The organism is Actinoplanes sp. NBC_00393 (assembly GCF_036053395.1).
Lineage (GTDB): Bacteria > Actinomycetota > Actinomycetes > Mycobacteriales > Micromonosporaceae > Actinoplanes.
On sequence record NZ_CP107942.1, the window covers coordinates 8,430,574 to 8,443,294 of the forward strand.

The following is a 12,721-nucleotide window of genomic DNA, read 5'->3' on the forward strand; positions in this document are numbered from 1 at the left end:
CGCCCGCCCCCACGAAGGTGGTGATCCCGTGCCGGCATCCGCCGAGAGATATCTCGAGGTACAGAATTCCGAGGAGTTCAGCAGGCTGCGCCACAAGCTGCGCAGCTTCATCTTCCCGACGACGGTCGCATTCATCGTCTGGTACTCCCTCTACGTGCTCCTCTCCGCGTACGCGCGGGACTTCATGAGCATCAAGCTGATCGGCAACATCAACGTCGCGCTGGTCTTCGGGCTGCTCCAGTTCGTCTCGACGTTCCTGATCGCCTGGTACTACTCCCGGTACGCCGCGCAGAAGCTCGACCCGCTCGCTGACGACATCTACAACGAGCTGGAGAACGGCGAGAAGGCCGTGGGCACCACCACCACGACCGAGGGGAACGCCCAGTGACCGGGGCAGCACTCGCCGCGGAGGCGAACGCCAGTGGTTCTCGCACCCTGACCATCACGCTGTTCCTGGTCTTCGTCGCTATCACGCTGGGCATCACTGTCTGGGCCAGCCGGCAGACCAAGACCGCCACCGACTTCTACGCCGGTGGCCGGCAGTTCTCCGGTTTCCAGAACGGCATGGCCATCGGTGGCGACTACATGTCGGCGGCGTCCTTCCTCGGCATCGCCGGCCTGATCGCCCTGTACGGCTACGACGGCTTCCTCTACTCGATCGGCTTCCTGGTCGCGTGGCTGGTGGCGCTCCTGCTGGTCGCCGAGTTCCTGCGCAACTCCGGTCGATACACGATGGCCGACGTGCTCGCGTTCCGGATGCGCCAGCGCCCGGTACGCACCGCCGCCTCGGTCTCCACCATCGTCGTGTCGATCTTCTACCTGATCGCGCAGATGGTCGGCGCGGGCGCTCTGGTGTCGCTGCTGCTCGGCATCTCGCCGGGCACGACCTTCCTGGGCATGGACGCGGAGACCGCCAAGGTAGCCACGATCATCCTGGTCGGCGCCCTGATGATCATTTACGTCACGGTCGGCGGCATGAAGGGCACCACGTACGTCCAGATCGTCAAGGCGTTCATGCTGATGGGCGGCGCCCTGATCATGGTCATCATGGTGCTGGCGCACTACAAGTTCAACCTGTCCGCGCTGCTCGGCGACGCCGCTGACCAATCCGGCAAGGGCTCGGCCTTCCTCGAACCCGGTCTGCGCTACGGCGTCGAGACCGCGGGCGACGCGGCCAAGACGTTCTACAGCAAGATGGACCTGCTCTCGCTGGGCCTCGCGCTGGTGCTCGGCACGGCCGGTCTGCCGCACATCCTGACCCGGTTCTACACCGTTCCGACCAGCCGGATCGCGCGCAAGAGCGTGCTCTGGGCGATCGGCATCATCGGTACGTTCTACCTGTTCACCCTGGCCCTCGGCTTCGGCGCGGCGGCTCTGGTGGGCGGCGAGAACATCACCGCGCAGGACAAGGCCGGCAACACCGCCGCGCCGCAGCTCGCCCAGCAGCTCGGCATCGACTACCTGGGCGGCGAGACCGGTGGCTCGATCATGCTGGCGGTGATCGCGGCGGTCGCCTTCGCCACGATCCTCGCCGTGGTCGCCGGCCTCACGCTCGCCTCGTCGTCGAGCCTCGCGCACGACTTCTACGCCAGCGTGATCAAGCGGGGCACCGCCTCCGAGCGGGACGAGGTACGGGTCGCCCGCATCTCCGCCCTGCTCATCGGCGCGGTCGCGATCGCTCTGTCGATTTTCGCGCAGAGCCTGAACGTGGCGTTCCTGGTGGCGCTGGCGTTCGCGGTGGCGGCGTCGGCGAACCTGCCGGCGATCCTCTACAGCCTGTTCTGGCGCCGGTTCAACACCGCGGGCGCGCTCTGGTCCATCTACGGCGGTCTGGGCGCCGCGGTCATCCTGGTGTTCTTCTCACCGGTGGTGTCCGGCTCGCCGACGGCGATGTTCCCGGACCAGGACTGGCACTGGTTCCCGCTGTCCAACCCGGGCATCATCTCGATCCCGCTGGGCTTCTTCTTCGGATGGCTCGGCACCGTGATCTCCAAGGAGACCGACCCGGAGAAGTACGCGGAGCTGGAAGTCCGGTCCCTCACCGGACACGGGGCGCACTGACCTACATCCCCCGTCACGGGCCGGCGCAGTCGCCGCGCCGGCCCGTGCTTCCGCGGAAACTCCTACCTTCGTGCCGATGGGTGTGGAGCACCGGGCGCACTGGGAATCACTCCGTAATCTGGAGTACATGTCAGCCACCACCTCTCCCAGCGGCAACTCCTCCGGACGGGCTTCCGTGCCCGCCTACGGCGGCCGGGCTTCGGTGCGCCCCGATCGTGACTGGGCACCCGGAGGCGGTGGCGGAAACGGTCCCGGCGGCCCGGGTGGTCCCGGCGGCCCCGGTCGTTCGTACGGCGGTCGCCGCCCGCGGCCCCGCTGGCGCCGGATCTTCCTCGTCGCCGGCATCGCCGTCCTGGTCCTCGCGCTGATCGGCGGCATCGCGGCGTACGGCTACATCAACGGCCTCGACAAGGACATCAAGCGCACCAACGCCTTCGGCGAGATCACCGCGGACCGGCCGGCCAAGACCGTCGAGGGCGCGCTGAACATCCTGTTGGTCGGTAGCGACTCCCGCAATCCGGACAACAAGAACGACGAGGCGAGCAAGTGGCGCGCCGACACGCTGATGATCATGCACATTCCGGCTGATCACAGCTCCGCGCAGATCGTCTCGATCCCCCGCGACCTGTGGGTCAGCATCCCGAGCGACAACAACGCGCCGTGCAGCTCCGGCAGCCGGGCGAAGATCAACGCCGCGTTCGCCTTCGGCGGGCTGCCGCGGGCGGTCCGCACCGTCGAGTGCATGACCGACGTGCACCTGGACCACGTGATGGCGATCGACTTCGGCGGCTTCAAGGACGTGACCGACGCCCTCGGCGGCGTCGACCTCAAGGTGGACCAGTCGATCACGTCGATCCACAAGCCGTACCGGCAGTTCAAGAAGGGCATGATGCACATGGACGGCGCCCAGGCGCTGGACTGGGTGCGTCAGCGCAAGCAGTTCGCCCGGGGTGACTTCGCCCGCATGCAGCACCAGCAGGAGTTCCTGAAGGCCGTGATGGACAAGGCGGCGAGCAGCGGCACGCTGACCAACCCCGGCAAGCTGGACGCCTTCCTGGACGCGGTGGCCGCGGCCGTCACGGTCGACGAGAAGTTCTCCCTCAAGGACATGGTGATCCAGTTCCGTAACCTGCGCGGCGAGAACCTGACGTTCCTGACCAGCCCCAACAAGGGCAGCGAGACGATCGACGGGCAGTCCGTGGTGGTCTCCGACCGGGAGAAGGCACTGAGCCTCTACCAGGCGATGGCCGCCGACAAGCTGGACGAGTGGATGGCCGCGAACCCGAAGAAGAAGTAGCAGTTCGGCTGTCAGGAAGCTGTGACTTCGTTCTGAAACGAAGTAGACCTTCAGCTTGCCGGAAAGTGTCCGTAAAGTGATGCAGCCCCTCACCCCACCCCCCTGGAGTGCTGCATGACCGTCACGGCCAATCGGCAGGCGCCGGCCCGGGACCGCTCGCCGATCCCGCCCGGTGCGCCGAAGGTCAGAAAGAAACGGGGCGCACCGCTCTGGGCGAAGATCACTACGTCGCTCGGGGCGGTGTTGCTGGTGGTGAGCGGGGGCGGCCTGGCCGGCGGCTCGGTGCTCGTGCAGCAGACGACGTCGAACATCGCGGTGGAGAACCTCACCGGTGACGCGAAGAAGACTGTCGGCGAGGGCGGTGGCGACACTCTCGAGGGCCCGATCGACATGCTGCTGATGGGCGTGGACGCCCGGGCGCGCTGGGCCGCGGACGACCTGCGGTCCGACTCGATCATCATCCTGCACATCCCGGCCAGCCACGACCAGGCGTACCTGATCTCCATCCCGCGGGACACCGAGGTCCAGGTGCCGGCGTTCGCCCCGAGCAACTACGGCGGCGGCACGGTCAAGGCGACCGAGGCGTTCTTCCACGGCGCGCAGAACGGTGGTGGCTGGACCGGGGGCGCGCAGCTGCTCGCCAAGACGCTGCACAACATGACCGGCATCAGCTTCGACGGCGCCGCGATCATCAACTTCGGCGGCTTCAAGAACGTCATCGACGAGCTCGGCGGCGTCTCGATGTGCGTCGACCAGCAGGTCACCTCGAAGCACATGGTGTGGGTCGACGGCGAAGCGATGTTCCTGGCCGACGCGCGCAAGACCGGCAAGCCGACCGAGCCGGTGGTGCACAAGGTGGGCTGCCGCTCGATGGAGGGCTGGGAGGCGCTCGACTTCGCCCGCCAGCGGTACGGGTTGAAGAACGGCGACTACGACCGTCAGCGGCACCAGCAGCAGCTGATCAAGGCGATGGCGAAGAAGGCCGCGAACGGCGGCGTCCTGAGCAATCCGATCAAGGCGGCAGGACTGGTCAAGTCCGCCGGCAAGGCGCTGGTGGTGGACACCGGCAACGTGGCGCTCGCGGACTTCGTGCTCGGCCTGAAGGACGTCGCCGCCAACGACATGGTGCTGCTGCGCACCAACAACGGGACCTTCTCCGGCAACGGTAACGGCCGGGAGAAGTTCGACGACGTGACGCTGGCGATGTTCGAGGCGGTCAAACAGGACAGGGTTGCGGAATTCGTCCTCGACAACCCGACCGTCGTCGCCAAGGAGAAGTAGTCCAGTCGTACCCATCCAACCGCCCCACCCACCGCCCTAAAGCGGAAGAGGGCGCGCCCTCTACCCTGTTTGATGTGTTCGGACCCCAGGTACCCACGGTGACTTCTGATCAAGTCGGCCCCGACGCCTACCTGCTCGACGTGCGCGAGCCCGACGAGTGGACGGCCGGCCACGCGCCCGGCGCGCACCACCTGCCGATGATGGAGGTGCCGGCCCGGATGGCCGAGGTGCCGACGGACGGCGAGGTGGTGGTGGTCTGCCGGGCCGGTGGACGGTCCGGGCAGGTCGTCGCCTACCTGATGAACAACGGCTGGGACAACGTGCGCAACCTGGACGGCGGCATGCAGTCCTGGGCGATGGCCGGCCGTGACGTGGTCAGCGAGGACGGGCAACCGGCCCGCGTGCTGTGACCGACCCGTACTAGGCCGGCCCCGCAGCGGAAAACCCATGTCAAACCACTATGAGCCGCTCGTCTTCGCCCATCGCGGCGGGGCGGACGCGTCACCCGAGCACACGCTCGGGGCGTATCTGCGCGCCCTGGACGAGGGTGTGGACGGGCTGGAGTGTGACGTCCGGCTGACCCGGGACGGGCACCTGGTCTGCGTGCACGACGGGCGACTGGAACGCACCAGCAACGGGCGCGGGCTGGTGAGCTCCAAGACGCTCGCCGAGTTGGACGCGCTGAACTTCGGCTCCTGGCATCCGGGTTACCCAGCCGACGACGTGCCCGATTTCTCCCGGTTGCTCACGTTGGAGCGGTTGCTGGACGCGGTGTTGGCGAGCGGCCGCCAGGTGCGACTGCTGATCGAGACCAAACACCCCTCGCGGTACGGCGCCGAGGTCGAGCGGCGACTGGTCCGGATGCTGCACCGGTATGGACTGGCGGAGCCGAAGCCGGACGACCCCGTACAAGTGACGGTCATGTCCTTCGCGGCGCTCGCGCTGCGCCGGATCCGCGCCCAGGCGCCTGCCGTGCCCACGGTCTACCTGATGGAGTTCGTGCCGCCCGGGGTGGGCCGCGGTCGCTTGCCGTTCGGGGCCCGGACCGCGGGACCCGGCGTCGATCTGATCCGCGCCCGGCCGGGACTGCTGCCCGCGATCCGCGCGGCCGGTCACCGGACGTACGTGTGGACCGTGAACGAGCCGGCGGATCTGGAACTGGTGCTGAAACACCGGGTCGACGGAGTGATCACCGACCGTCCCCGGTTCGTGCTGGAACAGCTCGGCCGACTGTGACGTACGCCACGGTCGATTGGTCTACCTCAGCATCCGCTTAGGTTCGTCTGCCCAAACCGGGGCGGGCAGTGCACACTCGCAGACATGCCGGACCGTCCCGACTACGCCACCCTGACCCGGGGTCAGATCGCGGTGCTCGACCGCGTCAACTCCGGCGACGCGGGCCTGTCCGTCCTGCAGCAGCTGGTCCGGCTGGCCGAGGAGGCGCTGGGCGCGCTGGGCGCCGGGTTCGCTGAGTACGCGGAGGGGCATGGCCGGATCATCGCGGCCACCGGTGTGTGCGAGGCGGCGATCGGCCGCCGGGTGGAGCGTCCGGACGATCGGCTGCTCGATCGGCGTACGCTGCTGGTCCCTCTCGATTCGGTGAACGACGAGTTCGCCCGGCAGATCGAGGGTGGCGAGCTGCGGCACATGCTGGGCGCCCGGTGCGAGGCCGGCGAGACCGTGGTCGGGTCGTTGCACGTCTACTTCGGCGACACCAGTGGGGAGCCCGGACCCGAGCACCACGCCGTGCTGGAGTTGCTGGCCGGGCAGATCGGCTGGCTCTACGGACTGCGTTCCGGCCTGCCGGTGCATGGCGAGGCCGCTCCCGAGCAGGCCCGCCTGGAGGACCGGGATCTGTGGGTCGCGGTGACCAGCCACGAGCTGCGTACGCCGGTCACGGTCATCAAGGGGTACGCGGACACGCTCACCAACCACTGGGACACCCTGGGCGAATCCGGGCGCCGCGAGGCGGTCCGGGTGATCGGCACCCGGGCCGGTGAGCTGGCCCGCCTGGTCGACCGGCTGCTCTCGGCCGCCAGCGAGGACGGCTCGGTGGGCGCCTCCGCGTCCGGTCCGTTCGACCTGGCCGAGGCGCTGCGCGCGGCGACCGGGGAGCTGCCCGCGGCGCTGCGGCAGCGGATCCACTTCGGCGAGTTGCCGGCGGACCTCCCGAAGGCGTACGGGAACCGCGACTCGATCGCCACCATCCTCACCGAGCTCGCCACCAACGCGGAGAAGTACTCGGCGCCGGACACCCTCGTCGAGGTCTGCGCCGGCGTCGACGAGGACACGCTCCGCTTCCGGGTCTCCGACCGGGGCGTCGGCATCGCACCGGACCACGTGGAACGCGCCTTCGAGCGGTACTGGCAGGCCGGCTCCGGCGACCAGCACCCGCACCCGGGCGCCGGCCTCGGCCTCTACCTGGTCCGACGTCTGGTGGAGCGGCAGCACGGCTGGGTCTCGCTGCGCCCGCGCGAGGGCGGCGGCACGGTCGCCGAGGTCCGGCTCCGGCGCGCCTGACGCGCCCGGGGTGGCCCACGTCACGGGATACCGAATGTCACCGCCTAGGCTGGTTCCCCGTGAGCAAGCGACGCAAGCCCCGCGAAAGCACTCCGAAGACGAAGGTGCGCGACATCTTCGTCGCCCGCCCGTTCGAGGGTCTGGCGGACGAACCGGAATGGGTCGCCCTGCGTGAGCTGGTCCCGGCCGCCTCGGCGCCGCTGACCCTCAAGCCGGAGATCGTCGAGGAGTTCGGCGACCGCCCGGTCACGCTCTCCACGGTGCTGCCGATGGCCTGGCCGGCGATGACCCGCCGGGACGGTCGCGTCTTCATCGGCCTGCAGCGGCACGTCCAGTCCGGCGACGTCTCCCGGGACCTGGCCGTTGCGGTGCTGAACGCTCTGCAGACCACCCCCGGCGAGACGGTGTCGGTGCCCGCGCTGCCCGGCGAGGGTCCGCGTCTGCAGGATCTGCTGGTCGACGGCCCGCTCGAGATCACCCTGCACGAGGGCTTCGAGTACTGGCTCGACGCCGACCAGATGCAGGACGCGAACGTCAAGGCGTCGCTGGAGCGGGCGAACGCCTCGATCTATCCGACCGTGCGACTGGCGGCCGCCAAGGCGGCGTACTGGTGCCGGGTCGCGCCGGACAAGAGCCACGTGCGCTGGGTCCTCGCCGACCCCGAGGACCAGGCCCTGAACGCGCTGGCCCGGCTCTCCGCCTCCGGCGAGCTGGTGCTCGGCAAGGACACCAAGTTCGCCGGCATGTTCCGGGCGCACGGGCTGCTGGTCCCGGTCTGGGACGTGCCGGGCGAGCCGGACGGCGCCGACTGGGAGGCTCCGCTCGCCGACTTCGCCAAGCGCTACGCCGACACCCTGGCTGTGGACGAGCCGCTCGACGCCGCCGGCCGCCGCGCCAAGCAAGGCCTGATCGGCCGGCAGCTCACCCTGCGGTGAGCCCGTTGCACGAGCGGTTCACCGGGACGGACCTCGACCCCTCGGTGTGGGTGCCGTACTACCTGCCGCACTGGAGTTCGCGGCAGGCGGCCCGCGCGACCTACGCCGTGGGCGACGGTGAGCTGCGCCTGAGCATCCCGGTGGACCAGCCGCTCTGGGCCGAGGGGATCCACGAGACGCCGCTGCGGGTGTCCGGCATCCAGTCGGCGAACTTCTCCGGCCCGGTCGGGAGCACGATCGGCGGGCAGCCGTTCCGCCCCGGCCTCACGGTCCGCGAGGAGCAGCCCGAGTTCTGGGGGTTCACGCCGCTCTACGGGCACCTCGAGATCCGGCTGCGGGCGGTCCTCTCGCCGCGGTCGATGGTCTCGTTCTGGCTGCCCGGGATCGAGGACCGGCCGGAACGCTCGGCGGAGATCTGCGTGATGGAGGTCTTCGGAACGGCGCCGAACGAGTTCGGGATGGGCCTGCACGCGTTCCGGGATCCGGCGGTCACCGAGGAGTGGGGCACGGTGACGCTGCCGGTCGACGTCGCGGAGTTCCACACGTACGCCGTCGACTGGCAGCACGGCTCGCTGGAGTTCTCGATCGACGGCTCGGTCGTGAAACGGGTCGCCCAGGCCCCGGACTATCCGGTGCAGCTGGCGATCGCGGTCTTCGACTTCCCGGATCGGGCCGCTCTGGTTCCCGGCCCGATCCCCGTACCCGAACTGGTCGTCACCGACGTCATCGGCCGTCCAGCGGCTCCCGCTCGATAGGGCAGCTCATGCAGCGCGGCCCGCCGCGGCCGCTGCCGAGCTCCGAACCGCTGATCCGGACCACCTCGATGCCGGCCCGTTCGAGCTGCGCGTTGGTCTCCACGTTGCGCTCGTAGGCGACGCAGAGCCGCGGCGCGATGGCGAGGGTGTTGTTGCCGTCGTCCCATTGCTCCCGCTCGGCGGTCACCGGGTCCAGGCCCGTGTCGATGACCCGCAGATGGTCGATGCCCATCGCCTCGGCGGCCGCCTCCAGGAACGGGCGTGGCTGCTGCACCCGCAGCGCATCGCCGGCCCCGGCGGTGATGGTCCACGCGCTCAGGGTGTTCGCGATGTTGGGGTACATCACCACGGCGTCGACGTCCACCATGGTGCAGACCGTGTCCAGGTGCATCGTGGCGCGTTCCTGCGCGATCGGGACGGCCAGCACGGTGTGCGCCAGGCCGGCCGCGATGACCCGGCGGGCGAGGCGTTCGGCGCCGGCCGGGGTCGTCCGCTCACCGACCCCGATGGCCAGCACGTTCGGCGCCAGCACGAGCACGTCGCCGCCCTCGACGTGTTCCAGCGACGGGTCGAAGAGCAGGTCGACGCCGGCGAAACGTGGGTGGTAGCGGTAGATGGCCTGGGTCAGGGTGGTCTCCCGGCGGCGGGCCCGCATCGCCAGGCTGGTCACCGCGACCCGGTCCCGCACCCAGACCGAGGAGTCCCGGGTGAACAGCAGGTTGGGCAGCGGGTCGATGACGAAGTCGTTGCGGTGCATCATCTCGTAGACCAGGCCACCGGTGCTCGGCTTGATCTCCTCGTGGGCGAGCCCGGCGACCAGCACCTCGGCGAGCCGGGCCGGCTCCTGATCGGCCAGATAGCCGGCGACGCTGGCCCGCAGCGCGTCACCGAGGCGGCGCGCGGCCAGCACGCCGGCCGTCAGATCGGTACGCGCATCCGGCACGGCCAGTGTCTCGGCGAGCAGCTCACCGAGGTAGAGCACCTCGACCCCGTGTGCGCGCAACGCCTCGGCGAAGGCGTCGTGCTCCTCCTGCGCCCGACCGACCCAGGGGATGGCGTCGAAGAGCAGCGAGTCGTTGTTGCGTGGGGTCAGGCGGGCGAGTTCGGGTCCCGGTCGATGCAGCAGGACGGTACGGAGGCGGCTGACTTCACTGTCGACGTACACCTCGCCGACGTTAGCCCGTACCGACCGCTATCGGGTCGTGACGTTATGACTAGATCTTGGGACGAACATGCATCCGAACGGCGACAGAGATAGCTTTGAAGGGTGCGACGAGACTGCGGCATCCAGGCGTACGCGTGCACCATCCGAAAGAAGTGTTGTCCGTGAATGCGGCATTCATCCGTACTCATTCCCCTTTCTTTCCTTCCCGTCGCCCTGTTCCGTAGGGAGCCGAGCACGTACGGTAAGGAAAAGAGAGCCCGACTGACCTTTTGCCGGAGGTCGCAGTGACTGTCTTCCCCGCCCGCCCCGCTCTGCCCGTTCCGTCGAAGGCACTGACGCCCGTCGACCGCAGTCATCCCGTGCCCTCCGTTCTGGAGGCGCCGCGCCTGACACCTGTCGAGTGGGCGCGGCGTCGTCGCGCTGAGCGCGAGGCACGCCGCCTCGAGGCTGCCGGTGCACGCGCTCTCACGCGTCTCGACCGGCTCGGACCCAACTGGCACATCGTCGACTGGCCGCGCGCCGACTTCACTCAGGTCTATCACGAGCCCGACCCGGCCGACGACCGCGCCGGCTTCCTGGCGATCGGCCCAGGCGGCGTCTACGCGGTGACCGTGGCCGACCACGGCCGCTCCCGCGTCCTGATCGCCGGCGACGTCGTGCAGATCAACGGGAAACGCCCGCAGTACATCGCTGAGGCCCGCCGCGACGCGCGCCGCGCCGCCAAGGCTCTCTCCGCCGCTGTCGGCCTCAACGTTCCGGTCACCGCGGTGCTGACGTTCGTCGGCTCCGGTGTGATCAGCGTCCACGGCCTCCCGAAGGACTGTCTGGTCGCGACCGACAAGGAGCTCGACCGGCTCCTGATCGCGGGTGGGGCAAAAATCTCCCCGGCTACGGCGAGCAAACTCTCAGCCGTCGCCGGCCACCCGAGTACCTGGGCAAACGCGCCGTACCGTCCGGCTGGCGACTACCGTTGGTACAGCAACGGACAGACGGCCGCTGACAAGCGGCCGACCCGCCGGTAACGTTCCTTCCGACGCCGACGACGGCCGGCACGCCGGCCGCCGTCGCGAAGGATGCGAGGAGGAGCGGGTGGCGCATGTAGAGCTCTCCCTCTCGGGAGCGTTCGTCCCCCAAGCGCGGACACCAGCCGAGGCCGAGTTCGTCACCAGCGTGGAGCGCTGGGCGTCGACGGTGGCAGTTGCCGACGAGCCGTGCCTGATCATCGACGGCAGCGGCTCGATTCTTGCCGTCTCACCGTCGTGCAGTGAGCTGCTCGGGCTGGGCAAGCCCACCGAGGCACTCGGCCAACGGCTCTCGTCAGCACTGCACCTGATCGACTTCACCGCCGGTGCGGGCCGGCTCGAGGAGCCCGAGGCGGAGAAGATACCGCCCCTGCTCGCGCTGAGCAGCGAGCGGCTGGCCCGCGGGCTGATGCGGGTCGTTCCGGGCATCGGCGAGGCGCCGCTCACGGTGGACGCGGTCTCGACACCCCTGCTCTCCGGCGACCGGGTGGCCGGTTCGCTGACCTTCCTGTCCCCGGTACGGTACTGAAGTCCGTTTCGTCCCCCGGGTTGTGGTGTTCACCGCAGCGGGTGGGCATTGGGCGTTACAGATCCGCAACGTAGTCTGCCTTCATGCTCGATCTAGACCTGTTACCGGGTGAATACGCGGTGTGTCGGCTTCCGGCCGGCTCGACCCTGCCCGCCACGCTCACGACAGGTCCGGACGACAAGAGCGTCATCTCGGTGACCTGGGGAGTCGACGAGCTCTCGGTGATCTGCCCGAACGATCGGATTCCCGATGGCGCCGAGGCCGACACCGCCTGGCGATGTCTTCGCGTGGCCGGTCTCGATCTGGCCATGACCGGTGTGCTGGCCTCCCTGGTCGGTCCGCTCGCCGAGGCGCGGGTCAACATCGTCACCTTCTCGACGTACGACACGGATTACCTGCTCGTGCCCACCGTGCGGCTGACCGAAGCGGTCAACACGCTCACCGCGGCCGGTCACCGTATCGCCGGCTGACGTTCGGCTCCTACGATGTGCGTGTGTCCCCCCACACACGCCGTGTCCCCTGGGTCGTGGGCGCTCTCCTGCTGAGCGCCGGTTGCGGCGCGCCGCCCGGCGCCGCGTCATCCCAGCCCACCGTGCCGGTGGTGAGCGCTCCGTCGCAGGCCGGCGTCCCGGCGGGTGGTTACCTGCCGAGCAGCGTCCCGACCGCTCCGGCCGTGCCGACGCTGACCCAGGGCTATCCGACTCCGGGATACACCTATCCCACGCCGGGATACACGTATCCGACGCCGGGGTTCGCCACACCACCGCCCCAGCCCGGGGTGACCACGACAGTCACGACCGCACCGCTGACCAAGTCGCCCACACCGACGCCCTCGCACGCGGCGAAGTGCCGCACCGAGCCGACCGGCCCGCAGATCCTGGCGTTGATCAAGAACGATCCGGGTGTGCCGAAGAAGACGCTGGCGGTGGCCGAGGGGCCGTTCTGCTCGGGGACCTGGGCGTTCACCACCGTGAAGATCGCGGGGCAGGCCGCTGACGAGGTCGAGCCTCTGCTGGTCGTCACCACCGGGAAGGGCACCACGCTGGCCCTGGTCGCGGCGGGCACGGACGTGTGCAACGCCAAGGTGCAGACCGCGCCGGCCGGGATCCGGGTGCTCGCCTGCGGGTTCTGAGCTCTCCCGTCGTCATAGACTTCG

General features: G+C 69.3%; 14 protein-coding genes. 13 read left to right on the forward strand and 1 reads right to left on the reverse strand.

Annotation, left to right across the window (positions count from 1 at the left end):
- Positions 1 to 28: 28 nt before the first annotated feature.
- From OHA21_RS39040 to OHA21_RS39080, 9 genes are all read left to right on the forward strand, one after another.
- The gene (locus OHA21_RS39040; protein ID WP_328463830.1) at positions 29 to 388 is read left to right on the forward strand and encodes a DUF485 domain-containing protein; all 360 of its coding nucleotides are present in this window, start codon (positions 29 to 31) and stop codon (positions 386 to 388) included.
- A complete protein-coding gene (locus OHA21_RS39045) occupies positions 385 to 2,061 on the forward strand; it encodes a solute symporter family protein (protein WP_328463832.1) in 1,677 nt (558 codons plus the stop codon). Before OHA21_RS39040 ends, OHA21_RS39045 begins: the two co-directional genes overlap by 4 nt.
- 127 nt (positions 2,062 to 2,188) lie before the next feature.
- Complete coding sequence (locus OHA21_RS39050; RefSeq protein WP_328463834.1) at positions 2,189 to 3,358, forward strand: LCP family protein; 1,170 nt, start codon at positions 2,189 to 2,191, stop codon at positions 3,356 to 3,358.
- 114 nt (positions 3,359 to 3,472) lie between these two features.
- The gene (locus OHA21_RS39055) at positions 3,473 to 4,639 is read left to right on the forward strand and encodes an LCP family protein (RefSeq protein WP_328463836.1); all 1,167 of its coding nucleotides are present in this window, start codon (positions 3,473 to 3,475) and stop codon (positions 4,637 to 4,639) included.
- Between the two features lie 74 nt (positions 4,640 to 4,713).
- On the forward strand, positions 4,714 to 5,049 hold the full coding sequence (locus OHA21_RS39060) for a rhodanese-like domain-containing protein (RefSeq protein ID WP_328463838.1): 336 nt from the start codon (positions 4,714 to 4,716) through the stop codon (positions 5,047 to 5,049).
- Between the two features lie 37 nt (positions 5,050 to 5,086).
- Positions 5,087 to 5,875, forward strand: coding sequence for a glycerophosphodiester phosphodiesterase (locus tag OHA21_RS39065; RefSeq protein ID WP_328463840.1), 789 nt, complete (start codon positions 5,087 to 5,089; stop codon positions 5,873 to 5,875).
- An 84-nt stretch (positions 5,876 to 5,959) separates the two neighbouring features.
- A complete protein-coding gene (locus OHA21_RS39070; RefSeq protein WP_328463842.1) occupies positions 5,960 to 7,159 on the forward strand; it encodes a sensor histidine kinase in 1,200 nt (399 codons plus the stop codon).
- Between the two features lie 59 nt (positions 7,160 to 7,218).
- Positions 7,219 to 8,094, forward strand: a complete 876-nt coding sequence (locus tag OHA21_RS39075; protein ID WP_328463844.1) for a DUF5926 family protein — start codon at positions 7,219 to 7,221, stop codon at positions 8,092 to 8,094.
- The gene (locus OHA21_RS39080) at positions 8,091 to 8,849 is read left to right on the forward strand and encodes a glycoside hydrolase family 16 protein (RefSeq protein WP_328463846.1); all 759 of its coding nucleotides are present in this window, start codon (positions 8,091 to 8,093) and stop codon (positions 8,847 to 8,849) included. Before OHA21_RS39075 ends, OHA21_RS39080 begins: the two co-directional genes overlap by 4 nt.
- On the opposite strand, the gene OHA21_RS39085 is transcribed toward OHA21_RS39080, so the two are convergent.
- Positions 8,818 to 10,014, reverse strand: a complete 1,197-nt coding sequence (locus tag OHA21_RS39085; RefSeq protein WP_328463848.1) for an arginine deiminase — start codon at positions 10,012 to 10,014, stop codon at positions 8,818 to 8,820. The two genes, OHA21_RS39080 and OHA21_RS39085, sit on opposite strands and share 32 nt — an antisense overlap.
- 284 nt (positions 10,015 to 10,298) lie before the next feature.
- On the opposite strand from OHA21_RS39085, the gene OHA21_RS39090 reads away from it, so the two are divergent.
- The 4 genes from OHA21_RS39090 (at position 10,299) to OHA21_RS39105 (ending at position 12,697) form a co-directional block, all read left to right on the forward strand.
- Positions 10,299 to 11,036, forward strand: coding sequence for a hypothetical protein (locus OHA21_RS39090; protein ID WP_328463850.1), 738 nt, complete (start codon positions 10,299 to 10,301; stop codon positions 11,034 to 11,036).
- Between the two features lie 67 nt (positions 11,037 to 11,103).
- The gene (locus OHA21_RS39095; protein WP_328463852.1) at positions 11,104 to 11,565 is read left to right on the forward strand and encodes a PAS domain-containing protein; all 462 of its coding nucleotides are present in this window, start codon (positions 11,104 to 11,106) and stop codon (positions 11,563 to 11,565) included.
- Positions 11,566 to 11,648: 83 nt separating this feature from the next.
- A complete protein-coding gene (locus tag OHA21_RS39100; RefSeq protein ID WP_328463853.1) occupies positions 11,649 to 12,035 on the forward strand; it encodes an ACT domain-containing protein in 387 nt (128 codons plus the stop codon).
- A gap of 131 nt (positions 12,036 to 12,166) precedes the next feature.
- Positions 12,167 to 12,697, forward strand: a complete 531-nt coding sequence (locus OHA21_RS39105) for a hypothetical protein (protein WP_328463855.1) — start codon at positions 12,167 to 12,169, stop codon at positions 12,695 to 12,697.
- Positions 12,698 to 12,721 lie beyond the last annotated feature (24 nt).